Source organism: Anaeromyxobacter paludicola (assembly GCF_023169965.1).
Taxonomy (GTDB): domain Bacteria; phylum Myxococcota; class Myxococcia; order Myxococcales; family Anaeromyxobacteraceae; genus Anaeromyxobacter_B; species Anaeromyxobacter_B paludicola.
Genome location: NZ_AP025592.1, coordinates 2,345,781 through 2,369,644, shown reverse-complemented (window position 1 = coordinate 2,369,644; position 23,864 = coordinate 2,345,781). Strand labels below are relative to the sequence as shown.

Below are 23,864 nucleotides of genomic sequence, written 5' to 3'. Positions count from 1 at the left end.
CCCGCGGCGGGCGGGGGGCGGGCCGTCACGCGAACAGCGCCTCCACGAACTCGCGGGGCGAGAACGGCCGCAGGTCGGCGACCTTCTCGCCGACGCCGACGTACCGGACCGGCAGCCCCAGCTCGTCGCAGATCCCGATCACCACGCCGCCCTTGGCGGTGCCGTCGAGCTTGGTGAGGACGATGCCGGTCACGCCGAGCGCCTCGTGGAACTGGCGGGCCTGGGCGATGGCGTTCTGCCCGTTGGTGGCGTCGAGCACGAGGAGCACCTCGTGCGGCGCGCCGGGCACCGCCTTGTCGATCACCCGCTTCACCTTCTTCAGCTCCTCCATGAGCGGCGCCTTGGTGTGGAGCCGGCCGGCGGTGTCGCAGATGACCACGTCCACGCCGCCCTCGGCCCCCTTCTTCGCCGCCTCGAAGCAGACGCTGGCCGGATCGGAGCCCTCCTTGCCGCGCACCACCGGGGCGCCCACGCGCTCGGCCCAGATCTCGAGCTGCTCGCCGGCCGCGGCGCGGAAGGTGTCGCCGGCCCCGAGCAGCACGGAGTGGCCGCGCGCCTGGACCTTGGCGGCGAGCTTGCCGATGGTGGTGGTCTTGCCGGCGCCGTTGACGCCGACCACCATCACCACGAACGGCCGCTGCGCCCCGATGGCGAGCTCCTCGCCCGCGTCGAGCCGGCCGTCGAGCGAGACGATGCGGGCGATCTCCTCGCGCAGGGCGGCCTTGAGCTTCGCCGGGTCGGAGAGCTCCTTCTTGCGCACCCGCTCGCGCGCCGTCTCGAGGAGCCGGGTGGCGGTCTTCACGCCGATGTCGGCGGTGAAGAGCACCTCCTCGAGGTCGGCGAGCACGCCGTCGTCCACCGGCCGCTCGCCGCCGAAGAGGGCGTTGAGGCGGGACATGAAGCCGCCGCGGGTCTTCTCGAGCCCGGCGGCGAGGGTCTTGCCGGCCTCGGCCTCGACGCGGCGCCGCTCCTCCTCGGCGGCGCGGGCCTTCGCCTCCTCCGCCTCGCGCAGGAGCCGCTGCCGCTCCTCCTCGGCGCGCCGGGCCTCCTCCTCGCGGGCGAGCCGCCGCCGCTCCTTCTCGGCCCGCTCCTCCTCCTTGCGCCGCCGGTACTCCTCCTTGCGCCGCGCCTCCTCGGCGGCGCGCTCCTCCGGCGAGAGCCGCTTGAGCTCGGGCCGGGCCTTCTCGGCCGGCCGGACCTTCTCGGCGGGGCGGGGAGGCGCGGGGACGGGCGGGGTGGTCCGGGGCGGCAGCTCGCCGCCGCGGGCGGCCGGCGGCGCCGCCTCGCGCTTCTTGCGCGCCAGCCGGATCGCGGCGAGGACGATGAGGGCGACCAGCGCGACGAGGACGGCGATGCCGGCCGCGTCGGCGGTGGTGAGGGCGAGGACGGGATGTGCGCGCAGGGGGATCACCCGGGAGAACCTCCGGAAAACGGCAGGATATAGGGTTTGGCGCGGGGAGGTGTCAACGAAGGAGGGCGCCGTCCCTTGCGCGGCGGGGGGCGTTTTGCGACCCTGCGCGGCCGCATGAAGAACTCCCTCGCCTCGCCCCGCCTCTCGCGCGAGCTCCGGACCATCGAGAAGATGTTCGAGCTCTGGTGCGCCGCGCACCACGCCCCCGGCGCCGGAGGGCCGTGCGGCGCGTGCCGCGAGCTCCTCGACTACGCCGCGGCCCGGCTCGGCAACTGCCCCTACGGCGACGAGAAGCCCGCCTGCGCCAAGTGCCCCATCCACTGCTACAAGCCCGAGACCCGCGAGAAGGTCCGCGAGGTGATGCGCTGGGCGGGGCCGCGGATGCTCACGCGCCACCCCTGGCTCGCGGTGCGTCACCTCCTCGACGGCCGCCGCGAGGCACCGGAGCGGAAGAAGAAGGGGTAGCCGCTCGCGGGCCCCGCGTCTCACCGCCTCCTCCGCTCCGAGGGAGAGGGGAACCCCGAGTCACCCGCTGCACTCCCTCCCCGCTCGGGCGGGGAGGGCGGGGGAGGGGCGGCCAGGAGCTCCCCGCGGCCTCCCGACTCTCCCGCTGGCGCTGCGGCCGCGCGCCGCACATGAGCAGGGGCGGGCGGCGACGCATGCCGCCGCGAGGGAGGGGGGCGCGATGCGCGGGCGAGCTCTGGGAACCCTGTTGCTGCTGGCCGCCTGCGGCCATGCCGGTGGCCCCGCGCCCGGGTCGGGTGACCAGCCCCCCTCGGCCGCGGTGCTGCCGCGGCCGATCGGCGGCTCGCCCGATCAGCCGCCGGTCGCTCCCGTGATCCCCGGCTCGACCTGGCGCGGCGAGCGGGCGCGTTGCCTCGACCTCGAGCTGGCGCGGCGCGGCCTCAACGAGTTCGGGGACCCGGTGGGCACGCCGTACGCCGGCGGCTCGCCCCTGTACGACGGGGTCACCGGGACCACGGCCGAGCGGTACGACTACGTGGCCCGGCGCCACCCCGACATCGGCACCCGCTGCAGCATGGCGCCGCTCGAGGGGCCGGTGCGGTGAGGCGGGCGGGGGGAGGCCGAACGTCGGCGGCGTTTCTCGAGAACGCTCGGCGGCGCTCTCATGGCGGCCGGGCCGCGGAGTGCCTCACGCCTGAGTTCGCAGCAACCACGTCCGCGGCGGCGCCACCAGCCGCTCGAGGCCGCCGAACCAGCGCGGTGGGCCCCAGGCCGCTCCCGCCGCGTCCTCCTCGCCACAGCACCGGAACGCCGCCGACGAGAACGGGTCCACGAACCCGGGCGGCAGCGGCTCGCCCCGGCGCCGCGCGTGCGAGGCGAAGTTGCCGAGGACGTAGGCGAGGGCGCGCTTCACCTCCGCCGGCGTCCGGAGCACGTGGGCGTGGTAGCGGTCGTCGAAGACCTGGCCGCGGGTGCCCATGAGCCGGTTCAGGCCCATGGCGAGCCGGACCGCGAGCGAGCGCGCGCCCTCGGTGAGCGCCGACTTGCCCTGGACCTCCGCGAGGAGGTGCAGGTGATTTCCCTGGACCGAGAAGTGGACCACCCGGAAGTCGCGCCGTGCCGAGGCGAGCCCGAGCAGCGCGCGACCGATGACGCGGAAGGCCCGGCGGCTGCGCAGGTTCCAGACGCCGGCTCTCGGCCGGAGCGTCAGGTGGACGGGGTGGCGCGGGGAGAGCTCGGCGCGCACGGCGTGGGAGGCACCCGCCTTCACCCCGTTCTTCGGCTTGCGCCCGGCGCCGCGCCGCGCGCCGCCGTGGGAGCGAAAGGCGAGCTCGGCCTGGCGGGAACGGCGGGTGCGGTGCGAGCGCGAGGGCATGAGTGCATCATGCCACAAACACGGAACAGACGTTCAGGTTCACTTGGGGCGGTCCGTCGAATCTTGCTCTTGAATTGGCGGACCCTCGCGCTGGAGGCGGCCAGCGGTTCCTGGTGCGGAACTCGTGGGGCGAGCGGGGGTCCTCGCGCGCACGGCTTCCTCCTACGAACGATCCAGGACCGCGTTCCCCCCGACTTGAAACGGCGGACCCTCACCTTTGGACTCTGCCGGTCCTCTCCTCGCGCGGATGGCCGCCCACGCTAGAACGTCGCCGGGACCGGCGGCCTCCGGGCCTTTGTCCGACCCGCGCCGCGCGCTCCACCGCCCTGGCCCGCAATCGACACCGGCGCTGCGGAACGCCCCCGTCGCCGCCCGCCGCCGCGGTCGAGCCCCGCCCGCCATCACGGCTGCGGAGCGAAGCGCCGGGGTGGGCGGAGGGCGCCTTGCGGAGCGCCGCCATGAGTCCCTCGTGTGCCGGGCCGCGCCAGTCGTGCCTCGTGAGCGCGCCGAGGACTGCCCGACGACGACCGGCGCAAGGCGCCGGGCGGCGGAGTTCCGCAGGCGCGCCCTCGCTCGACCCCAGCCTGCGCGGACCGGCCGTGTCGAGCCCAGCCGGCGCGGAGCCCAGCGCCCGGAGCACACCCCGGCGCGGGAGCGCAGCCGGTCGATGGTCAGCGACTCGCCGGCGGCGAGCGCAGCCGATCGTGCCACGCAGCCCCTCGGCGCCCGCGCCCGCCCCCCCGCTACGCCGCCGCGACCTCCTTCGCCTTCTGCGACAGCTTCACCGAGACGAGCTTCGACACGCCCGGCTCCTGCATGGTCACGCCGTAGAGCGTGTCCACCATCTCCATCGTCCGCTTGTTGTGGGTGATGAGGATGAACTGGGACGTCTTGCTCATCTCCTTCACCATCTCGTTGTAGCGGCCGACGTTGGCCTCGTCGAGCGGCGCGTCCACCTCGTCGAGGAGGCAGAACGGCGTCGGCTTGATGAGGAAGATGGCGAAGATCAGCGAGACGGCGGTGAGCGCCTTCTCGCCGCCGGAGAGCAGGTTCACGCTCTGCAGCTTCTTGCCGGGGGGCTGCGCGAAGATCTCGACGCCGGCGTCGAGCTCGCTGCCCGACTCGGGCTGGGTGAGGACCAGGCCGGCCCGGCCGCCGTTGAAGAGGCGCGGGAAGACCGCCTGGAACTTCTCGTTCACCCGGTCGAAGGTCTCGCGGAACCGCTCGCGGCTGGCCCGGTTGATCTTCACGATGGCGCTCTTGAGGTCGGCGAGCGACGCCTCGAGGTCGGCCTTCTGGGCGGCCATGAACTCGTGCCGCTTGGAGAGGTCGTCGTACTCCTCGATGGCGGTGAGGTTGATGGCGCCCATGCGCTCGGCCTGGGCCTTGAGCTCGTCGAGCCGCTCGCGGTCCGCGTCGGTCGGCGGCTTCTCGAGGTGGAAGCGGGCCACCTCCCACTTGAGCTCCGCCTGGCACCGCTCGCGGGTCTGCTCCTCGAGGTGGGTGAGGGCGAGCGCGTTCTCGCGGGCGGTCAGGGCCGACTCGTTGGCGTGCTGCGAGATGAGCTCGGCGCGCCGGCGCAGGTCGCGCACCTCCTGGTCGCGCGTGCGCACCTGCTCGGACGAGGCGTCGTGGGCCCCGCGGGCGCGGGCCAGCTCGTCGCGGACCTCCGCCAGCTCGGCGGTGACCCGGCCCATGTCCACCGTGGTCCCCTCGATGCGCCCCTTGAGCTCGGTGGCCCGGGCGTTCCCCTCGGAGAGGGCGGCGAAGAGCCGGCCGCGCCGCTCCTCCACCTCGCGGCGGGCCTCCTCGATCCGCTTCAGCGAGGCGCCGATCGACTCGCGCCGCTCGCCGTCGGCCGCCACCTTCACCTTCAGGTTCATGAGCTGCGCGGTGAGCGCGTCCGACTGCTGGCGGAGCTGCTCCAGCCGCTGCTGCGCCTCGCGGGCCCGCTCCTCGGCGCGGCTCTGCTCGGCCTCGGCGGTGGCGCCCGCCACCCGGTGCTCCTCCTCCTCCGACTCGAGGGCGCGCAGGGCGTCGTCGAGCTGCCCCTTCTCGGCCTCGAGCTGGCCGAGGCGGCCGGCGATCCGCTCCAGCTCCTCGCCGACGCGGACGAGGTCCTTCTCCTGCTCGAGGAGCGCCAGCTCCTTCTCGCGGCCGTCCTTGTCGAGGTTCTTGAGGGCCGCCTCGAGCTGCAGCAGGCGGGCCTGCAGCATGCGGTGGCGCTCCTGCGCCATCGAGAACTCGGCCTCGAACTGGCGGACCGTCTCCTCGAGCTCCGCCACCTCGCGCCGCCGCTGCAGGGCGCCGTGCCCCTCGCCCTCGAGGGGGCCGCCGGTGACGACGCCGTAGGGGTCGAGCACCTCGCCGTCGAGGGTGACGAGGGTCTTCTTCACCGCCGAGGACTGCCAGAGGTCGAGCGCGGCCGGGAGGTCGCGCACCACCACCGCGTCGCCGAGGAGGAAGCGGACCACCTTCTCGTACGAGGGCTCGTACTTGACCACGTCGAGGCAGGAGGCCACGAAGCCGGGGTGGCTCCGCTCGGCCTCGGCGCCGCCCGCGTCGTGCTCGCGCAGGCGGGCCACCGGGATGAGCGAGGCGCGCCCCTCGGCGGCGGTCTTGAGGTAGTCGATGGCCTCGACGCCCTGGCTGTGGCTCTCGACGATGACGTACTGCAGCCGCTCGCCGAGCACCGCCTCGACCGCGTTCTCGTACTCCGGCGGGGCGGAGACCACGTCGGCCACGAGGCCGAAGATGCCCTTGTCGCGGGCCGGCTGCTCGCCCTGGCCGGCGCGGGTCATGAGGCTGCGGACGCCCCGGCCGTACCCCTCGTAGTTCCGCAGCACCTCGGTGAGCGAGTTGAGGCGGGCGCGCTTGTCGCCGAGCTCCTCGCGCAGGGTGATGAGCTTGGCCTCGTTCTGGATGAACTCGGCCCGCGTGCGCTCGAGCAGCTCCTCCTGCGCCCCGCGCTGCTCCTCAAGGCGGAGCTTCATCTGCCGCGTCTTGCCGAGCTTCTCGGTGTGCGCCGAGCGGGAGCCGTCGAGCTCGGCCGCCTTCTTCGCGAGCTGCTCGTTCTCGCCGCGGTTGCGCGAGAGCCGCTCCTTGAGGTCGGCGCGGCGGCGCTCCACCTGGGCGAGCTCGCTCTTGTGGCCCGAGGCGCGCCCCAGGGCGGCCCCGGCCTCGCCGCGGGACACCTCGAGGGCCTGCGCCGCGCGCCCCTGCTCGATGCCGAGCTCGCGCAGCGTGACCTCGGCCTCGGAGAGCCGCTGCTCGTCGGTGCCGGTGAGGGTGGAGAGCTGGGAGCGCTGCTCCTCGAGCTGCTCGCGCTCGGCGGCGAGCGCCTCGGCCTGCGCCTTGAGCGCCTCGACCTCGGCCGCCTGGGCGCGGGTGCGCTCGGCGATCTGCTCCAGCTCGCGGGCGGCGGCCTCGGTGGAGACCTGCGACACCCGCTCCTGGCTCGCGAGCTCGTGCTCGCGCTCGGCGAGCCCCTGGAGCTGCTTCTCGCCCTCGGCGAGGCGGGCCCGGTCGGCCTCGATCGACTGCTCGAGCTCGGCGAGGCGGGCCGCCACCTCGGCCTCCTCGGCCTTCACCTCGAGGTGCCGCTGCTCGGCGGCGCGGCGGGTGGCGGTGAGCTCGAGGTAGCGGGCGGCGGCCTGCGCCAGCTCGAGCTCGCGGACCTGCGCCTTCACGGCCTTGTACTTCTCGGCCTTGCGCGCCTGGCGGTTGAGGCTCTCGAGCTGCTTTCCGAGCTCCTGCACGATGTCGGCGACGCGGAGCAGGTTCTGCTCGGTGGCCTCCATCTTCCGCTCGGCCGCCTCGCGCCGCTTCTTGTACTTGGTGATGCCGGCGGCCTCCTCGATGATGGAGCGCCGGTCCTCCGGGCGGGCGGAGACGATCTGGCCGATGCGGCCCTGCTCGATGATCGAGTAGGCGGTGCGCCCGACGCCCGACCCCATGAAGAGGTCGTTCACGTCCATGAGCCGCGCCTGGGCCTTGTTGATGTAGTACTCGGACTCGCCGGTCCGGAACAGGCGGCGCCCGACCGTGATCTCCGAGAAGCCCTGGAACTGCGCGGGCACCTCCGCCGGCCGGTCGTTCTCGAAGGTGATCATCACCTCCGCCATCGAGAGCGGCGCCTTCGACTCGGAGCCGTTGAAGATGATGTCCTCCATCGAGCGGCCGCGGAGCTGGCGGGCGGACTGCTCGCCGAGCACCCAGCGGATGGAGTCGGCCACGTTCGACTTGCCGCAGCCGTTGGGCCCGACCACGCCGGTGACGCCCTCGTCGAAGGCGACCACGGTGCGGTCCATGAAGGACTTGAAGCCGGTGATGTCGAGGCGCTTGATGCGCATGCGGTCTGGTAGCACACTCCCATGGGTCGTTTCAAGGCAAGTCCCGATAAGTCTTGACCTTTCCAGCCGTCGGGGCGAGGCCGTCCGGCCAGCCGGGCGGTCGGAAAGCGCCCGGAAATTGGCGCCTTACGTGGCGAGTCATGTATGGTCACCGTCACGGGTGGAGAAGGCCTCCCGCCTAGGCGGGAGGCAAACTGCCCCTCGCGCCCCTCCCGGGATAGACTGCCCCGGATGGCCTTCGCGCGCCGCCTCCTGCTCCAGCTCACCGTCCTGCTCGCCATCCCCGGGCTCGTCGCCTGGTACGTCCTCGCGAGCTTCTTCCCGCTGACGCCGGGCCAGCTCGACCTGCTGCGCGTGGCCGTCCCGCTCGCCCTGGCGGTCGCCGAGGGGCTCACCTTCTTCACGGTCTGGAGCTACCTCGCGCCGCTGCGGACGGCGGTGGCCGCCCGGCTCGGCGGCGGTGAGCTCGCCGCCCGCGACGCGCAGGGCGGGGCGCTCTGCGGCCACCGGCTCCCCGGCCGCGCGGCGGCGGTGATCGTGGTGCTGACGGGCGTGAGCGCGGCCGCGCTGCTCCTCGCCGCGAGCGGGCAGGGCTTCGCGCTCGACCTCGCGCTCAGCGCGGTCGCCGTCACCTCCTCCGCCGGCATCATGGCCGCCATGCTCGCCTACTCGGTCTGCGCGATCGAGGTGGCGCCGGCCCTCGAGGTCCTGGGCGCGGTCGAGCTGCGCGAGAAGGGGACCCTCCGCGGCAAGATCCTGTTCGTCTGCTACGGCCTGCTCAGCATCGTGACCCTGCTCGTCACCGCCACGAGCTACGTGCGCTTCCGGGTGGACGCCGACGAGAGCTACGTGGCGGCGGCGCGCCGGGCGCAGGAGAAGGCCGCCGGCTGGGCCGAGCTGCGCGGCCCGCAGGGCGCGGCCGAGGCGGTCTGGCTCACCGTGGGCGCGCCCACGGCGGTGCTCGGCGCGGGCGGCGAGGTGCTCGCCCGCTACGGCAACGCCGACGCGCCGCTGCTCTCCGGGCTGCCCGAGGGGGCCGGCGTGGAGAAGATCGCCGCGGGCTGGCGGGTGCACCGGCCCATCGCCGGCGGGGCGCGGCTCGTGACGCTCCTCCCCGAGGCGGAGCTCACCGAGCGGCGCGAGGGCTTCTGGAGCTCGGCGCTGCTGCTCGGGGTGGTGGTCTACGCCGCGGTGGCGCTGCTCGTCTGGATCGCCTCCCGCACCCTCACCGTGCCCATCAACGCCCTCGAGACCGCCGCGGTCCAGCTCGCCGCCGGCGACCTCACGGTGGCGCCGCCCAGCCTGTCGCGCGACGAGATGGGGCAGCTCGCCGCCACCTTCCGCCGCACCATCGGCGGCCTCACCAGCCTCGTCGGCGACGTCGCCGCCGCGAGCCGCAGCGTGGGCGAGGGCACGCACGAGATCGGCGAGATCGGCGAGCGCGTGAAGAGCGGCGCCCTCCAGGAGCACGAGCGGGTGGTCGCCGTGCAGGCCGCCGTGGAGGCCATGCACGGCTCGGTCACGCAGGTGGGCCGGGGCGTGGAGGGGCTCTCGGACTACGTCGCCTCGACCAGCGCCGCGGTGGGCGAGATGGCGGCGGCGCTCGAGGAGGTGCGGCGCCAGGGCGCGGAGATGGAGCGCGCCATGGAGACCGCCATGCACGACGTGGACGGCCTCTCCGACGCCGGCCGCCGGGCCCAGCAGGCCATCTCCACCCTCGACGCCCTCGCCGGGCAGGCCGCGACCAGCCTCGCCGGCGTGAACGCCTCGCTGTCCGGGCTCGAGGTCTCCGCCGAGGAGAGCCAGGTCACCGCGGTGCAGGTGGCCGAGATGGCCGAGCGCTCCGGCGGCGTGGTGGAGGAGGCGGTGCAGGGGATCGAGCGGCTGCGCGAGGCGGTGGGCGACGCCCAGCGCAAGGTGACCGCGCTGGGCCGCCGCTCCGACGACATCGACCAGATCGTCGACTTCATCGCCGAGGTGGCCGGCCGGACCAACCTCCTCTCGCTCAACGCCTCGATCATCGCCGCGCAGGCGGGCGAGCACGGCAAGGCCTTCGCCGTGGTCGCCGACCAGATCCGCGATCTCGCCTCGCAGATCGCCAGCTCCACCAAGTCGATCGGCGCCATCATCGGCGCCGTGCGCGACGACGTGCAGGGCACCGCCGCCCTGATCGAGCGCGGCGACCGGCTCGCTGGCGACGGCGTCGGGCTCGCGCGCAAGTCCCTCGACGCCCTCGAGGAGATCCGGGTCGCCACCGCCCGCGGCCGGGAGGTGGCCGAGACCATCGGGCAGGCGGTGAAGAGCCACGTGCAGTCGAGCCGCGACGTCTCGGCGCTGGTCGGCTCGGTCGCCGACGGCTCGAAGACCCTCTCCGAGGCCGTGCAGCTGGTGGGCCGCAGCGTGAGCGCGGTCGGCACCGTCAGCCGCGGCGTGGGCGACATGGCCGACCGGATCAGCCGGGCCCTCGAGGAGCAGACCGGCCTCGGCCGCCAGCAGCTCGAGAGCCTGGAGCGGATCAACGGCATGATCGGCGACATCACCCTGGCGGTGGAGAACCACGACCAGGCCACCCGCCGGGTGCGCGACTCGCTGCGGCACCTCACCCGGACCGCCGAGCTGCACGAGCAGGCGGTCGGTGAGCTCTCCGGGGTCGCCGAGCGGCTCGACGGGCGCTCCCGGGCCCTGGCGGAACGGGTCGGGAGGTTCAAGGTTTAGCCCAGCGAGGCGGGGCGCGGTCGGGTCCCCGCCTCGGTGGGACCATGCTCGAACTGCTCCAGAAGCTCCTCGCGCTCGGCTGGCGCCGCGACGGCGCGACCTTCCGCGAGCTCGACCTCGAGGGCGCGCGCGTCGGCTGGGCCGAGTTCGCGCCGCTCGACGAGGGAGCGGACCGCCCGACGCTCGTGCTCCTGCACGGCCTGGGCGCCTCCGGCCTGAGCTTCTATCCCCTCGCGCCGCTCCTGCGCCGCGGGTACCGGGTGGTGGTGCCCGATCTGCCCGGCTGCGGGGTCTCCACCTTGCCCGCCGGCCGGGAGTACCTGACGTTCGCCGAGCAGGTGCGGGCCGCCGAGTCCTTCGTGGACGCGGTGGCGCCGCGCGGGGCGTACGTCGCCGGCAACTCGATGGGCGGGTGGATGGCCGCCAAGCTCGCGGTCCGCCGGCCCGACCTGGTGCGGGGGCTCGCCCTCCTCAACCCGGGCGGCCCCGCCCTGCGCGCCGAGGACTGGGCCAGCTTCGTGGCCCTGGTCGCCGGCGAGCCGTCCGCGATGCGGCAGTACTTCTCGCGCGTGTTCCACCGGCCCCCGCTCGGCGCGCAGCTCCTCACCCGCGACTTCCGCCGCATCCTCACCGCTCCGCCCGTGGCGCAGATGCTGGCCCACCTCGAGGCCGAGGACTTCCTCAGCGCCGAGGAGGTGCAGCGGGTCCGCTGCCCGGTGGCGCTCATCTGGGGAGAGGCGGACGGCCTCATCCCGGAGGGCTGCCGCGCCTGGTTCCTGGAGCAGCTCCCGGGCGTGCGCTACGAGCCCGTGCCCGACTGCGGGCACTGCCCGCAGCTCGAGTGTCCGGGGCGCACCGCCGAGCTCCTGCTCGAGATGGCGGGCAGCGAGGGGCCGGCGCAGGCGGCGTAGCGGCGGCGGCCGCCGGGGCGGCGGCGCCTACTGCGCGCCCGGCCGCAGCTGCGGGTGGCCGACGGTCCCGTAGATCTGGAAGCCGTAAGCCCCGTCCTTGCGCTTCGCCTGCGCGAGCGCCAGCTCGAGCACGCTCTTGAAGCCCGACGAGCCGGGGCGCGAGAAGAAGGCGTCGCTCAGCTTCACGCGCGCCGTGCCGTAGAGCGGCGCGTACTCGAGGCGCGGCTGGACCACGAAGTAGAGGTTCTCGCTGGCGGCGTCGAGGTCCTCGCCCTTCACCTCCATCCGCTCGAAGACCCCCTTGCCGTCCTTGACGGTCATGCGGGCCGCGACCGTCCCCAGGCCGACGCGGGGCAGGGTGAGGCCACCGCCCATGCTCGGGAGCTGCAGCGTGCCGCCGTTCAGGACCGCCCGCTGCACGTCGAGGTCGGCGTGGCCGTTGCTCCGGGCGGCGTCCTTGGAGTCGATGGTGACGTCCACGTCGGCCGAGAGGGTGCCCGCGAGGTCGAGCCCCGAGACCTTCTTCACCGCCGCCGCCCGGGCGAGGTCGATGCCCGAGGCGGTGAGGGCGAGCCGGCTCGCGGTGCGCCCCTCCTCGGAGAGCCCCTTCACCCGGCCGTCGTACAGCTTCGCCTCGAAGGAGACCCCGCGCCGGCCGAGCAGGAGCGGCCAGAGCCGCAGCGTGGCGTCGAGCTCGTCCACGGGGATGCGCGTCCCCTCCGCCGACTCGAGCGTGACCCCCGTGGCGCGCACGCCGGGGAAGCCGCGCGGGCGGATGTCGTCCATCGAGAGCTGCCAGCCCTGCGCCGCCGCCGCCAGCACCAGCCGCTCCTTGACCGCGTCGGACGGGAAGGTGCGCTGGAGCGCGAAGAGGAAGGCGAGAACGGTGAAGGCGCCGTAGGCGAGCCGGCGCTGCCAGGGCTTGAGGGCGGGCAGTTCCACGGGGTTACCCCTTGAGCTGGTAGGTGGCGACGAGCAGGGTCACGTCCACCAGGTTGGGATCGTCGCTGCGGGTCGAGATGCGGAGCCGGCGGACCTTGACCACCCCGGGCCCCGCCTCCAGCGCGCGCAGGAGCTGCACCAGGCGCGGCGGGTCGATGCGGGCCAGGTTCACCTCGACGCTGTCCTCGAGCACCTGGTCGCTGCCGGTCCCGCTGGTGCTCTGCCCCGGGCGCAGGTCGTTGACCTCGATCCCGAGCCGCGAGCCCGCCTGCGAGACGTAGCTCATGAGCTGGATGGGCGGCCCCTTGAGCCGCGACTCCATCGCCTGGCGCTCGGCCTGCGCCGACCGGTAGCCCTGGGCCAGACGGCCGATCTCCGACAGGACCCGGGTCTTGTCGTCGATGCGCGACTCGCGGGCGCGGATCGAGCGCGAGACGGAGGTGGAGACCATGAGGAGGACGAAGAGCACCACCGCGGCGGCGGCGGCGGCCACCATCACCCGCTCGCGCGGGGAGAGGCGGGAGAGGGCGTTCTCGAGATCGCTGCGCAGCTTCCGGAGGTATTCCACGGCTAGCCCTTCCCGCCCTGGGCGGCGGCGGTGACGTCGCAGGTGAGGTCCGAGTCCACGCTGAACTCGAACTTGCCGTCGCTGGCGCGCTTGCGGGCGCCGCCCGAGCGCGCGTCGCCGAAGCAGCGCGAGCCGCGCAGGCTGGTCACGATCCGGTCCACGTTCTCGGCCGCCTCGGTGGTGCCCTGGAGGTGCAGCTTCTCGCGGGTGATCTCGATCCGCTCGAGCTTCATCGGGACGTCCGGGGCGCGCTGCTCGAGCTCGGCCAGCACGTCCACCGACGAGATCCGGGGGATGGCCGCCGACGGCGTGCCGCGCCCCTTGAGCACCGCCTCGGCGGTCTCGAAGTTGTCGAGGCAGCGCCCGACGACCTTCTTGGTGGTCTCGCAGAGCGCCCCGTCGAGGAGCGACTCCTGGTGCGAGAGCGCCACCACCCGCACCACCGCGCTCGTGAGGGCGAGCGCCAGCACCAGGGCCGCGTAGACGGCGAGCCGCGCCACCTTGCCGCGCAGGTGCTCGAAGTCGCGGGTGAAGGCGAGGTCGCGGCGCCGCAGGTTGAGCCGGCCGGCGCGGGCGCCCTGCTGGCCCCGGAGCGCCAGCGCCAGGGCGAGCGCGTAGTCCGGGCCGGCCCCGTCCGGCAGCCGCGACGCCGCCCAGGGCGCGAGCGCGAGCGGCGCGACCGGCCCCTCGAGCTCCGGCGCCAGCGCCTCCGGCAGCCCCGGGAGCCGGGCCGCCTCGCCCGCGAGGTGGAGCCGCGCCACCGGGTGGTGCCCCGGGCCGAGCCGGGCGCGCCAGGCGCGCAGCGTGGCGCGCAGCTCGCGGGAGAGCGCGCGGACCGGATCGCCGGCGCCGAGCCCGAAGGTGCGGCCCGCCTGCAGCTCGGTGCCGCGCACGAGCGCGAGGCTGGCCCGACCGGCGCGCAGATCGAGCACCCCCTCCACCGGCGCGCACGGCGCCGGAGCGGCCGGGGGCGAGGCCGGCTCGCCCGCGCCGGCTTCGGGAGCGGCGGCGTCGCTCGCGGCCGGCGCCGGGGCCGGGGCAGAGGTCGCCACCGCGCCCGCGAAGAGCGAGGCGTAGGCCACCGCCGGGGGCACCACCGCTCGCGGGTCGAGCCCCGCCCCGGCGAGCGCCGCCAGGAGCGCCGCGAGCTCCTCCTTGCGGGTGACCGCGACGAGCAGGTCGGTCCGGCCCTCGCGCTGCCCGAGCGGCTGCCAGTCCCAGGCCGCCTGGTCGAGGTCGAACGGGATCTGCCCCTCCACCTCGAAGCCGACGGTCTGCTCGATCCGGCGCAGGTCGGTGAAGGGGAGGGTGACCGCGAGGGCGGCCGCCGAGGCGCCCGGCAGCGCCACGATGGCCACGTCCCACGCCCACCCCTGGCCCGCGAGCAGCGCCTGCGCCGCCGCCGCCTGGCGCGAGAGCAGGTCCGGCGCCTCCTCGCCCTCGGCCGGCGGGGCGACCGGGGCGGAGGCCGCCGCCGTCACCTGCTGCCCGCGAAAGCTCCCCTCGAGGAGCACGCCCCTCACCTCGTCCGCGCCGAGGTCCAGCCCCAGGATCTGCTGCGCCATGCGCTACTCCTCGCTCCAGTGGAGGACGCGCCCGAGGTCCTGCGCCAGCGCGCCGGCCCGGGTGTCGAGCGTCACCACCGCGTCGATCGTCTTCTGCACGCCGCCGGCCCGGCCGGTGGCGTGGATGTGGAAGGTGCTCGAGTGGTCGGAGAAGACCGCCCGGTTGTCGCTGTTCTGCGCCTGGAGGTAGACCGCCTGGATCTTGACCCCGAGCGCCTGGGCCACGGTCGCGAACTGCTGCGGGCTCACCGAGAGGAACGGCAGGGGCTTGAGCTGCGCCAGCGCGGCCTGGAAGCGCTGCGGGAAGCCGGGGTCGAGCAGCGGCCCCTGCAGCACGCCCGGCGGGTCGGACATCACGAGCAGGTTGGTGAGGATCTGCATCGGGTCGTCGGTGTTCACGTTCACCTGCCCGTTCACGTCGGGGTAGACCGTGAGCCGGTCGGCGAAGGCGGCCATGAAGGCGTCGGAGATGCCGGCCACGAGGAACAGCTCCTCGAGCGAGTCGAAGCGCGCGTTCTTGGCCTTGTAGCGGTCGGGGAGCCGGTCGTACACGGCGTTCTCGTCGGAGAAGCCCTGCTCGAAGGGGGTGAGCGGGTTGCCGGTCACCGCCGACGAGACCTCGTCCTCGTCCACCCAGTCCTTGATGGCCGCGGCGGTGTCGTTCCGGTTGACCCGGATCCCGTTGGCGTCGTCCTGGTCGAAGAGGAAGTCGTACTTCGGATCCTTCACGAGCTGGAGGAAGCGCTGCAGCTGCGCCGCCGGGAGGGCCCCGAGGCCGTTGAACTGCGGCAGGTTGATCTTCCGGTCCTCGTCCTCGATCCGGGCGTGGAAGGAGCCCTCGAAGTCGCCGAAGCCGCGGGCCGTGCCGGCCGCCGCGGCCGCGCCCTCGCGCGGCGGGGCGGCGGCGCTCCGGGCGCCGCGAGAGAGGAAGAGCGAGGTCATCGAGGAGTCCACCGGCACGAGCTCCCAGAGCCGGATGGAGAGCGTGCCGCCTCCCGCGCCGCCCCCGAGGGTCCCCTGGAGCTGCTGCGCGAGCTGCGCCGGGAGCCCGCTGGCCTGCGCCACCTGCCCGAGCTGCCCGACCGCGGCCGACGCCTGCCCGAGCTGCTGCTGGAAGTGGAGCACGAGGCGCGAGAACCCGACCGCGCTCTTCGCGAGGTAGGTGGCGCGCAGCTCGTCGCGCGCGCCCGCCGCCGCCTCGATCGAGACCCGGGACTCGTAGGCGAGGTCCACCGAGATCGCCGTCAGGATGGCGATGGCGGTGATGACCAGCAGGAGGGCGGCGCCGCGCGATCTCATCAGAAGTCCAAGGGCCGGATGATCGCCACCCGGGCCTGCGTCTCGAAGTTCTCTTCCTTGCCGTCGGGCATCTCGAGGGTGAGCCGGACCTTCACGCGGGTGGGCAGGGTCCCCTGCCGCTCCACCGACGAGGAGACCCAGTCGTTCACCCACTCCTGCTTCTTCCAGTCCCAGAACTGCGCGTCGAAGCCGGCGACGTTCTGCAGGACCAGCTGCTTGTCGCCCCCGCGGTCCGGATCCTCGTCGAGGTGGACCTTCTCGCGCCGGAACAGCGCCAGCTTCCCCGGCCGCTCGGGATCGGAGTCCACGGTGTACTCGAGCAGCGCCTGGTCCGACTCCTTCGCGTCGCGGACCAGCCGCTGGTGCGAGAAGCTCGTGAAGAGCAGGGCGTCGCGCCGGCCGCCGTCCTTGCCGCGGAAGAGGGTGGGGCGCTCGCGGAAGCGCTTGTGGTCGTAGTGCTCCGACAGGTAGGCCATGGAGAGCTCGCGGGCCATGCGGGTGAGCGTGCGCCGCGCGCCGCCGAACCGCTCCTCCTGGGCCTGCGTGAGCTCGCGCGCGGCGTGGGCGCGCTGGAACGAGCCGAGCGCCATCACGCCGATCACGGCCGAGATGCCGATGGCGATCATCACCTCGATGAGCGTGAACCCGCGCCTCATCGGACCACCGTCGCGCCGGTGCGGGTGCCGCTCGTGCCGGTGCCGGTCGTCGTGCCGGTCCCGGTGGTCGCGCCGGTGCCCTGCCCCGTGGCGCCGGGGAGGCCGGCGGCGGGGGCGACGTTGGGCGGGACGTCCGGGCTGTCGCCGCGGGCGCCGCCGGGGGCGCGGGGGTTCAGCACCACGAGGTGGGAGGTGACCGTGAACTGGCGGTCCTTCTTGCCCTCCTTCCACGCCACGGTGAAGCGGAGCTCCCGCAGCGACTTCTTGAGCTGCTCGCCGAAGGTCTGCAGCTGGGTCTGCAGCATGCCGCCCATGGCCGCGCCCATCGGGCTCGCGCCCTGGGTGGGCCCGCTGCCCTGCTGGGACTGCTGGCCCTGCTTCCCCCCGAAGAGCTGGTCCATGAGCCCCTGCGTGGCGCCCGCCTCGCCGCCCATGCCGGTGAGGAGCCCCATGAGCTGGTCCGGCCCGAGGTCGCCGTCCGGCTTCACCACCTCGGCGCGCCAGCGGATCTCCGGGTGGCCCTGCCCGTCGAAGGTGCCCTCCTCGCGCTCGTCGAAGTCCTTGAAGCCGTCGTCGTCGTACTTCTCCTCGAGCTCGGCGAGCTTGCCGCGGGCGAGGAGCGTGGCGGTCGAGAGCTGGCGCGCGTAGAGGTGGTTCTCGAGCGCGCTGCCGCCGAGGTCGGCCATGGCCATGAGCGCGGTGGCGAGGATGGCGAGCGCCACCATCACCTCGAGCAGCGTGAACCCGCGCCTCACGACCGCGGCACCTCCGGCTTGCCCGTGACCACGCGGGCGCGGCCGGTGAAGGGCTGCAGCACCACCGAGTAAACGTTGGAGCCGTCGGCCACCGGGATCCGCGCCGCCTCGGTCCGGCCGCCCGGGTAGAAGTAGACGTAGCTCATGCCGCGCGACCAGGGCTCGCGCTGGTGCTCGGTCCAGACCTCGGTGAACGCGGCGGCGCCGGGCAGCGCGCGCTTGGCCGCGAGCCGGTCCTTGAACTCGCCGAACCGGGCGCGGGCGAGGAGCTTGCGCCGCTCCGCGTCGCGCTCGTCCGGGATCCGCTCGGCGAGCTGGTCGTCGTCCTCCTCGCGCGCCTGGTCCTGCTGGCTCCGCGCCTCGCGGGAGGCGAGGTAGCGACCCTCGGTGCACTCGGCCCACCAGCGCTGGTGGTCGAGGTCGAGCGCGAGCCGGCAGGTCTGGTGGCGCAGCATGGCGAGGTCGTAGAGGTAGCGGGCCGCCGCCGAGAGCTCCCCGGCGGCGCCGCGCGCGTTCGCGCCGGTCACCGAGTCGAGCGCCGGGATGGCGGCCGCCGACACCATCGCCACGATGGCGATGACGATCAGGAGCTCGATGAGGGTGAAGCCCTGCTCGGCTCGGGCTCGTGTGCCTTGCGCGAGAATAAGCTTCCTCAGCGGTTCACGATGTCGGCGTTCTCGCCTTCTCCGCCCGGCGCGCCGTCGGCGCCGTAGCTCTTGAGGTCGAAGCCGTCGGGGTGGACCTGGCCCGGGTAGAGGTAGACGTAGTCGTGGCTCCACGGGTCCTTGAGCTGGTTCTTGCACTTGCCGGCGGCCACCACCGCCTGCAGCCCCTCCTCCGTCGTCGGGTACCGGCCCTTGTCGATCTTGTAGAGGTCGAGGCAGTTCTCGAGGGTGTGGAGGTCGGCCTTGGCCTGCTTGATGCGGGCGTCGGAGAGGTTGCTCACCACGTTCACCGCCACCGCGGCGGCGATGAGGCCGAGGATGGTGATCACCACCATGATCTCGATGAGGGTCATGCCGCGCTCGCGGCGTCGCTGGGTCTGCATGGGGGCTAGGCTCCTCCGGCCAGGTTGTTGATCTGCAGGATCGGCATCAGGATCGAGAAGACGATCAGCGCCACCACCACGCCCATGCCGACGATCATCACCGGCTCGAGCAGCGAGGTGAGCGCGCCGATCTTGGTCTCCACCTGCGAGTCGTAGGCGTCGGCGACGTTCTTGAGCATCTCCTCGAGCTGCCCGGAGCGCTCGCCGATGGCGACCATGTGGTAGACGAGCGGCGGGAACTCGCCGGACCGCTTCAGCGGCGCGGCGATGCTCTCGCCCTCGCGGATGGCGGCCGCCGACTCCTCGATCACCGACTGGAGCCGGACGTTGCCGACGATGTTCTTCACGATGTCCATGGCGGTGAGGAGCGGGACGCCGCTCTTCAGCAGGGTGGACAGCGTGCGCGAGAAGCGGGCGATGGCGATCTGCCGGATGAGCCCGCCGAAGATGGGCACGGTGAGGGCGCGGCGGTCCCAGGCGGCGCGGCCGGACGGGGTCTCCTTCCAGCGCGCGACGAGCACGCCGGCCACGATGGTGAGGAGCCCGCCCGCCCACCACCAGTCGTGGACGAAGGTGGAGAAGCCGATGAGGGCGCGGGTGGTGAGCGGCAGCGTCACCCGCGTCTCGTCGAAGATGCGGGTGATCTTGGGGATCACCACCGTGAACAGGATGGCCATGATCACCGTGCCGATGACGAGCATCGCCGCCGGGTAGGTGAGGGTGCCCACGATCTTGGAGCGCAGGCGGGCCTGGTTCTCGGTGAAGTCGGCGAGCCGGACGAGCACGATCTCGAGCGCGCCCGAGGACTCGCCGGCGCGGATCATGTTCACGTAGAGGTTGGTGAAGACGCGCGGGTGCGAGGCCAGGGCGTCGGCGAGCGAGCTGCCCTCGTTCACGCGCTGGCGCACGTCGGAGACGATCCGCTTGAGCCGCTCGTGCTCCACCTGGTCCACGAGCGCGGTGAGCGCCTCCACGAGCGGGACGCCCGCCCCCACCAGCACCGCGAGCTGGCGGGTCATGATGGCGAGGTCGTCGGCCTTGATCCGGCCGGTGAGCCAGCGCTTGCGGACGTCGCGCGCGGCCGCCTCGGCGGCCTGCTTCTGCCCCACCACCTCGGTGAGGAAGAGGCCGTCGCGGCGCAGCACGGTGCGGAGCGTGCGCGGCGAGTCGGCCTCCTTGAGGCCACCGACCGCCTTGCCGCCGGCGTCGAGCGCCTTGTACTCGAAGACGGGCATGGGCTACGCCTCCCCCCCGCCGCTGGCGGGCCGGGCGGTCAATGCAGGTCCTCCGCCGTCACCGACAGCACCTCGGCGGCGGTGGTGATCCCCATCGCGACCTTGTAGGCGCCGTGCTCGAGCAGCGAGAGCATCCCGTGCTCGGCCGCCTTGCGCTTGATGGTGGAGGAGTCCACGTTCCGCAGGATGAGCTGCCGCAGATCGTCGTCCACGAGCATGAGCTCGTAGATGCCGGTCCGGCCCTGGTACCCGGTCTGCTGGCAGGCCGGGCAGCCCACCGCCTTGTAGAGGTGGCTGGGGTTGCCGGCGCTGGCCAGGATCTTGGGGGTGATGCTGGCCTGGGCGAGCTCCTCCGCCGTCGGCACGTAGGCCCGCTTGCACTCGGGGCAGAGCACGCGCACGAGCCGCTGCGCCAGCACGCCCACCAGCGACGAGGCCACGAGGAACGGCTGCACGCCCATGTCGGCGAGGCGGGTGATCGCGCCGGCGGCGTCGTTGGTGTGGATGGTCGAGAACACCAGGTGGCCGGTGAGGGAGGCCTGGATGGCGATCTCGGCGGTCTCGAGGTCGCGGATCTCGCCCACCATCACCACGTCGGGGTCCTGGCGGAGGAAGGCGCGCAGGCCGGAGGCGAAGGTGAGGTCGATCTTCGGGTTCACCTGCACCTGGCCGACGCCCTTGAGCGGGATCTCGACCGGGTCCTCGATGGTGAGGATGTTGAGGTCGGGCGAGTTGATCTTCGAGAGGGCGGCGTAGAGCGTGGTGGTCTTGCCGGAGCCGGTGGGGCCGGTCACGAGCACGATGCCGTGGGACCGCGTGATGAGCTGGTCCATGATCCGGAGCTGCCAGTCCTCGAAGCCGATCTCGCCCAGGTCGAGCAGCACGTTCGACTTGTCGAGGAGGCGCATCACGATGCGCTCGCCGTAGGCGGTGGGCACCGTCGAGAGGCGGATGTCCACGTCCTTGCCGGCGATCTTGATGCGGATGCGGCCGTCCTGCGGGAGCCGCTTCTCGGCGATGTTGAGGCCGCCCATGATCTTGATGCGGCTCGCCATGGAGGCCTGGATCCGCTTCGGAGGGCGGATCACCTCGCGCAGCACGCCGTCGATGCGGTACCGCACCGAGAGGTCGCGCTCCTCGGGGTTGATGTGGATGTCGCTCGCCCGCTCCTTCACGGCGCGGAAGAGGAGCGAGTTCACGAGCCGGATGATCGGGGCCTCGTCGTCGGCCTCGAGCAGGTCGGTCGGCTCCTCGAGCTCGTGCGCCACGCTCTCGAGGTCCTCGGTCTCGAGGTCCTCCATGAGCCGGGCGTTCTCGTCGGCGGCGCGGTCGTAGACCTGGTTGATGGCGTCCACGATGACCTGCGGCGGGACCACCTCCGGCAGCACCGGCAGGCCGAGCAGGAGCGCGACGCTCTCCTGGCTGGCGGTGTCGAGCGGGTCGGCCACCGCGAGCCGGACGGCGCCGTCGAGCCGGCCGAGCGGCACCACCCGGGCCTGCTTCGCGAAGTTGATGGGCACCTTCGCCACCAGCTCGGGCGGCACCGACTCCGGGTCGATGCGCTCCGCGAACGGGAGGTCGAGCTGGATCGAGAGCGCGCGCAGCACCTCGTCCTCGCTCACCGCCTTCATGCGGAGCAGCACCTCTCCCAGGCGGCTGCCCGCCTCCGGGCCGCGCTGGGCGGCGAGGGCCTCCTCGAGCTTCTCGGGGGAGAGACCGGCGGTGGCGACGAGGATCTCCCCGATCAGGCGACCGGAGAGGGAGGCCTGCGGGGCGGCGGGGGCGGGGCTGACGAGATCGGGCATGGTCGAACCATCGAGAACACGCGGCGAGGGCGTTCTCTTTCAGCGCCCGGGAGCCGGAGCCTGCGGGCCGGGCGACGGCGCCGCCTGCCCTGCGGGCGGGCTCGCCGGCGCCGGAGCGGGCGCCGGGGCCTGGGGCTGAGCGGGCGCCGGCGCCTGGGTCGGAGCGGGTGCCGGCGCCTGGGTCGCGGGCGGGGTCGCGGGGGCCGGCCGCGCGGGCGCGCCAGCGCCGCCCGGGGCGGGCGCGCCCGCGCCAGGGGTCGCGGACGGCGGCAGGTTCCGCTCGTCGAGCTCCTGGTCCTGCGCCGGCGGCCGGACGGTGCGCTCGCCGGGCGAGCCGGGTCCGCCGTTCTCGAGCTTGAGGAGCTCGACGTCCATGTCCTTGTGGATGCGGGTGTAGGCGCCCGCCTTCCGGGCGTAGTCCACCGGGACGTCGTAGCGGGCGGTCTTGCCGTAGAACTGCTCGGTGAACTCCTGCTGCTCCCGCCGCTTCCGCTCGAGGATGCGCTTGTAGTCCGACTCGTCGCGGATGATGTACGGCGTGAGGAACAGCAGCAGGTTGGTCTTGGTCTTGGTGGTGACCTGGTCGCGGAAGAGCCAGCCCAGGATCGGGATGTCGCCGAGGACCGGGATCTTGTGGACGCCCTGGACCGTACGCTCCTGGATGAGGCCGCCGATCACGATGGTGTTCTGATCCTTGGCGACGATCTTGGTCTTCACGCTCCGCTTGGCGGTGGTGGGGCCGAGGGTCGGATCCTTGGAGGCGATCTCCTCGGTCTGCTCCTCGAGGTCGAGCCGCACGTTGTCGCCCTCGTTGATCTGCGGCTTGATGCGGAGCTTCAGCTCCACGTTCTGCCGCTGGATCGGGGCGTAGAGGCTGTTGAGGCCGCCCGAGAGCAGGCCGAGGGTGCCGAGGGTGGAGCCGGCGGCGGTGGTCCCGGTGGTGCTCGAGAGGCCGCTCAGCGCCGAGTAGCCGGCCTGGAACGGGACGTTCTGGCCGACGGTGATCTCCGACTCCTCGTTGTCCGAGGCGAGCAGGTGCGGCGTCGAGAGCACGTTCACGTCGGAGGAGGTCTGCAGGGCCTGCACGAGCAGCGACACGCTCGGGACGCCCGGCAGCACGTCCTTGAGCTGGGCCGAGGTCGGGCCGGCGAGGCCGGTGAGGAAGCCGCCGAGGGAGATGAGGCTCGAGACGTTGAACGAGTTCACGCGGCCCGTCTCGGAGCCGAGCGGGATGTAGCCCGTGCCGTCCGAGGTCTTGTACGGGATGACCCCGTGCATCGAGACGCCGAACTGGTTCTCGTTGTTGAGGTTGACCTCCATGATGACCGCCTCGACGAACACCTGGCGGCGCGGCCGGTCGAGCTTGTCGATGAGCCGCGTCATCACGGCGAAGTCGGTGGCGCTCGCCATCACCACGAGGGCGTTCTGGGTCTTGTCGGCGGTGACCTTCACCTCGCCGCTGAAGAGGTCGGCGCTGGTGGCCGGGCCGTGGCCGCCGGCGAGGGCGGCCTGCGCGGCCTGCTGGCCGGGAGCCGCGGCCGGCGTGACCGGGAGGCCCGCCGGCGCCCCGGTGGCGCCCTGCTGCTTGCGGGCGGAGGCCTGGCCCTGCGCCAGCGCCTGCAGCGTCTGCGCGAGGTCCTCGGCGTTGGCGTTCTTGAGGAACACCACGTGGATGGTCCCCTCGCCGCTCGTGGGCAGGTCGAGCTGCTTCACGAGGTCGAGGATGCGCTGGAAGCTCTTGTCGTCGGCGATGACGATGAGCTTGTTGGTCCGCTCGTCGGCGAGGACCTTGGAGATGGAGATCTCGGACGGCTCGGTCCCGCCGGCGGCGGGGGCGGCGGCGGGCGCGCCGGGCGTCGAGGGGGCCACGCCGCCGATGAGCGTGCGCCGGCCGGCGCCGGGGCGGCCGGGGGTGGCGGGCGACTGCTGGAAGACCTGGTTGACCTTCTCGGCGAGGTCGCGGGCCGAGGCGTACTGCACCTGCACCACGCGGATGAGGTCGCCGCCGCCCGGCCGGTCCACCGCCTCGATGAGCTTCTCGACGCGCCGGACGTTGAGGCCGATGTCGGTGACGATGAGGAGGTCCGGCGCCACCACCTGGATGTCGGCGCCCTGCGGGGAGGTGAAGTTGCCGAGGATGCCGCGCAGCTGGTCGGGATCCGAGTAGCGCAGCCGGATGATCTTGGTGACCGGCTGCTCCGTGGCCGGCGCCTCGGCGCCGTCGGTGAGCGTGGGGATGGGCGTCTTCTTGGCGTCGGCGATGCGGATGAGCTTGTGGTACTTGCCCGACGGGTAGACGGCGATGTTGTTGGCGGAGAGGGCGGCCAGGAACGCCGCGTAGGCCTCCTCCGCCGAGACCGGCGTCTTCGAGACGAGGGTGATCTTCCCGCGCGCGATCTCGTCGGTGTAGGCGAAATTGCGGCAGGTCCAGCGGCTGGCCTGCTCGAGCACGTCCACGATCTCGGCCTTGTTGAAGGCGAGGAGGAAGTGCCCCTCCATCGGCTGGCACTTGCCCTCGGAGCGCGAGATCACGGCGTCGCCGCCGGCCCCGCCCGCGGCCGGGGCGGGCGCGCCGGACGGCGGCACCCCGGCGGCGCCGGGCGGCAGCGGCTGGCGCGGGGGCGCCGGCTGCGGCGTCCCGGCGGGCTCCTGCGGGAGGTAGCGCGGGGGCCGGCCGGCGCGCTGCGGCGGCAGCGACTGCGAGGTGGCGAGGACCGGGAGGAGGAGCGTGAGGAGGAGGAGCTTGCGCATGGCGGTGCCGT

General features: G+C 73.4%; 18 protein-coding genes. 4 read left to right on the top strand and 14 right to left on the bottom strand.

What is annotated here, in order from left to right; all coding sequences use genetic code 11:
- Nucleotides 1-25 precede the first annotated feature (25 nt).
- Nucleotides 26-1,408 carry a signal recognition particle-docking protein FtsY gene (gene ftsY, locus AMPC_RS10865; protein ID WP_404800649.1) on the bottom strand — a complete coding sequence of 461 codons (1,383 nt, stop codon included), beginning with the start codon at nucleotides 1,406-1,408 and terminating at the stop codon, nucleotides 26-28.
- Nucleotides 1,409-1,525: 117 nt separating this feature from the next.
- On the opposite strand from ftsY, the gene AMPC_RS10860 reads away from it, so the two are divergent.
- Entirely contained in the window at nucleotides 1,526-1,876 is a 351-nt protein-coding gene (locus tag AMPC_RS10860) for a nitrous oxide-stimulated promoter family protein (RefSeq protein WP_248340558.1), read from the top strand.
- Nucleotides 1,877-2,096: 220 nt separating this feature from the next.
- On the top strand, nucleotides 2,097-2,480 hold the full coding sequence (locus tag AMPC_RS10855; RefSeq protein WP_248340557.1) for a hypothetical protein: 384 nt from the start codon (nucleotides 2,097-2,099) through the stop codon (nucleotides 2,478-2,480).
- An 84-nt stretch (nucleotides 2,481-2,564) separates the two neighbouring features.
- On the opposite strand, the gene AMPC_RS10850 is transcribed toward AMPC_RS10855, so the two are convergent.
- Together AMPC_RS10850 and smc are read right to left on the bottom strand one after the other, a co-directional pair.
- On the bottom strand, nucleotides 2,565-3,251 hold the full coding sequence (locus AMPC_RS10850; protein WP_248340555.1) for a hypothetical protein: 687 nt from the start codon (nucleotides 3,249-3,251) through the stop codon (nucleotides 2,565-2,567).
- 743 nt (nucleotides 3,252-3,994) lie between these two features.
- Entirely contained in the window at nucleotides 3,995-7,603 is a 3,609-nt protein-coding gene (gene smc, locus AMPC_RS10845) for a chromosome segregation protein SMC (RefSeq protein ID WP_248340553.1), read from the bottom strand.
- A 231-nt stretch (nucleotides 7,604-7,834) separates the two neighbouring features.
- Here smc and AMPC_RS10840 point away from each other — a divergent pair, with 231 nt between their 5' ends.
- Together AMPC_RS10840 and AMPC_RS10835 are read left to right on the top strand one after the other, a co-directional pair.
- Nucleotides 7,835-10,318, top strand: coding sequence for a methyl-accepting chemotaxis protein (locus AMPC_RS10840; RefSeq protein WP_248340551.1), 2,484 nt, complete (start codon nucleotides 7,835-7,837; stop codon nucleotides 10,316-10,318).
- 44 nt (nucleotides 10,319-10,362) lie between these two features.
- Complete coding sequence (locus AMPC_RS10835) at nucleotides 10,363-11,229, top strand: alpha/beta fold hydrolase (protein WP_248340549.1); 867 nt, start codon at nucleotides 10,363-10,365, stop codon at nucleotides 11,227-11,229.
- 27 nt (nucleotides 11,230-11,256) lie between these two features.
- On the opposite strand, the gene gspN is transcribed toward AMPC_RS10835, so the two are convergent.
- The 11 genes from gspN to gspD form a co-directional block, all read right to left on the bottom strand.
- Nucleotides 11,257-12,171, bottom strand: coding sequence for a type II secretion system protein GspN (gspN, locus tag AMPC_RS10830; protein WP_248340547.1), 915 nt, complete (start codon nucleotides 12,169-12,171; stop codon nucleotides 11,257-11,259).
- 4 nt (nucleotides 12,172-12,175) lie between these two features.
- Complete coding sequence (gspM, locus tag AMPC_RS10825; protein ID WP_248340545.1) at nucleotides 12,176-12,739, bottom strand: type II secretion system protein GspM; 564 nt, start codon at nucleotides 12,737-12,739, stop codon at nucleotides 12,176-12,178.
- A gap of 2 nt (nucleotides 12,740-12,741) precedes the next feature.
- Entirely contained in the window at nucleotides 12,742-14,304 is a 1,563-nt protein-coding gene (locus AMPC_RS10820; RefSeq protein ID WP_248340543.1) for a type II secretion system protein GspL, read from the bottom strand.
- 3 nt (nucleotides 14,305-14,307) lie between these two features.
- Nucleotides 14,308-15,603 carry a type II secretion system protein GspK gene (locus AMPC_RS10815; protein ID WP_248340541.1) on the bottom strand — a complete coding sequence of 432 codons (1,296 nt, stop codon included), beginning with the start codon at nucleotides 15,601-15,603 and terminating at the stop codon, nucleotides 14,308-14,310.
- A complete protein-coding gene (locus AMPC_RS10810; RefSeq protein WP_248340539.1) occupies nucleotides 15,603-16,259 on the bottom strand; it encodes a type II secretion system protein GspJ in 657 nt (218 codons plus the stop codon). The genes AMPC_RS10815 and AMPC_RS10810 overlap by 1 nt, the downstream gene beginning before the upstream one ends.
- Nucleotides 16,256-17,014, bottom strand: a complete 759-nt coding sequence (locus tag AMPC_RS10805) for a type IV pilus modification PilV family protein (protein WP_248340538.1) — start codon at nucleotides 17,012-17,014, stop codon at nucleotides 16,256-16,258. The genes AMPC_RS10810 and AMPC_RS10805 overlap by 4 nt, the downstream gene beginning before the upstream one ends.
- A complete protein-coding gene (locus tag AMPC_RS20545) occupies nucleotides 17,011-17,598 on the bottom strand; it encodes a pilus assembly FimT family protein (protein WP_404800648.1) in 588 nt (195 codons plus the stop codon). The genes AMPC_RS10805 and AMPC_RS20545 overlap by 4 nt, the downstream gene beginning before the upstream one ends.
- A gap of 68 nt (nucleotides 17,599-17,666) precedes the next feature.
- Nucleotides 17,667-18,062, bottom strand: a complete 396-nt coding sequence (gene gspG, locus AMPC_RS10795) for a type II secretion system major pseudopilin GspG (RefSeq protein WP_248340536.1) — start codon at nucleotides 18,060-18,062, stop codon at nucleotides 17,667-17,669.
- 5 nt (nucleotides 18,063-18,067) lie between these two features.
- A complete protein-coding gene (gspF, locus tag AMPC_RS10790; protein WP_248340535.1) occupies nucleotides 18,068-19,297 on the bottom strand; it encodes a type II secretion system inner membrane protein GspF in 1,230 nt (409 codons plus the stop codon).
- A 38-nt stretch (nucleotides 19,298-19,335) separates the two neighbouring features.
- Complete coding sequence (gspE, locus tag AMPC_RS10785; RefSeq protein ID WP_248340534.1) at nucleotides 19,336-21,102, bottom strand: type II secretion system ATPase GspE; 1,767 nt, start codon at nucleotides 21,100-21,102, stop codon at nucleotides 19,336-19,338.
- 39 nt (nucleotides 21,103-21,141) lie between these two features.
- Nucleotides 21,142-23,853, bottom strand: coding sequence for a type II secretion system secretin GspD (gspD, locus tag AMPC_RS10780; RefSeq protein WP_248340533.1), 2,712 nt, complete (start codon nucleotides 23,851-23,853; stop codon nucleotides 21,142-21,144).
- Between the last annotated feature and the right edge of the window lie 11 nt (nucleotides 23,854-23,864).

What these genes read in the sequence shown, in the direction of transcription:
- AMPC_RS10860 (WP_248340558.1), top strand. Translation starts at nt 1,526, where the DNA reads ATGAAGAACTCCCTCGCCTCGCCCCGCCTCTCGCGCGAGCTCCGGACC.
- AMPC_RS10855 (WP_248340557.1), top strand. Translation starts at nt 2,097, where the DNA reads ATGCGCGGGCGAGCTCTGGGAACCCTGTTGCTGCTGGCCGCCTGCGGC.
- AMPC_RS10850 (WP_248340555.1), bottom strand. Translation starts at nt 3,251, where the DNA reads ATGCCCTCGCGCTCGCACCGCACCCGCCGTTCCCGCCAGGCCGAGCTC.
- smc (WP_248340553.1), bottom strand. Translation starts at nt 7,603, where the DNA reads ATGCGCATCAAGCGCCTCGACATCACCGGCTTCAAGTCCTTCATGGAC.
- AMPC_RS10840 (WP_248340551.1), top strand. Translation starts at nt 7,835, where the DNA reads ATGGCCTTCGCGCGCCGCCTCCTGCTCCAGCTCACCGTCCTGCTCGCC.
- AMPC_RS10835 (WP_248340549.1), top strand. Translation starts at nt 10,363, where the DNA reads ATGCTCGAACTGCTCCAGAAGCTCCTCGCGCTCGGCTGGCGCCGCGAC.
- AMPC_RS10820 (WP_248340543.1), bottom strand. Translation starts at nt 14,304, where the DNA reads ATGGCGCAGCAGATCCTGGGGCTGGACCTCGGCGCGGACGAGGTGAGG.
- AMPC_RS10815 (WP_248340541.1), bottom strand. Translation starts at nt 15,603, where the DNA reads ATGAGATCGCGCGGCGCCGCCCTCCTGCTGGTCATCACCGCCATCGCC.
- AMPC_RS10810 (WP_248340539.1), bottom strand. Translation starts at nt 16,259, where the DNA reads ATGAGGCGCGGGTTCACGCTCATCGAGGTGATGATCGCCATCGGCATC.
- gspG (WP_248340536.1), bottom strand. Translation starts at nt 18,062, where the DNA reads ATGCAGACCCAGCGACGCCGCGAGCGCGGCATGACCCTCATCGAGATC.
- gspF (WP_248340535.1), bottom strand. Translation starts at nt 19,297, where the DNA reads ATGCCCGTCTTCGAGTACAAGGCGCTCGACGCCGGCGGCAAGGCGGTC.
- gspE (WP_248340534.1), bottom strand. Translation starts at nt 21,102, where the DNA reads ATGCCCGATCTCGTCAGCCCCGCCCCCGCCGCCCCGCAGGCCTCCCTC.
- gspD (WP_248340533.1), bottom strand. Translation starts at nt 23,853, where the DNA reads ATGCGCAAGCTCCTCCTCCTCACGCTCCTCCTCCCGGTCCTCGCCACC.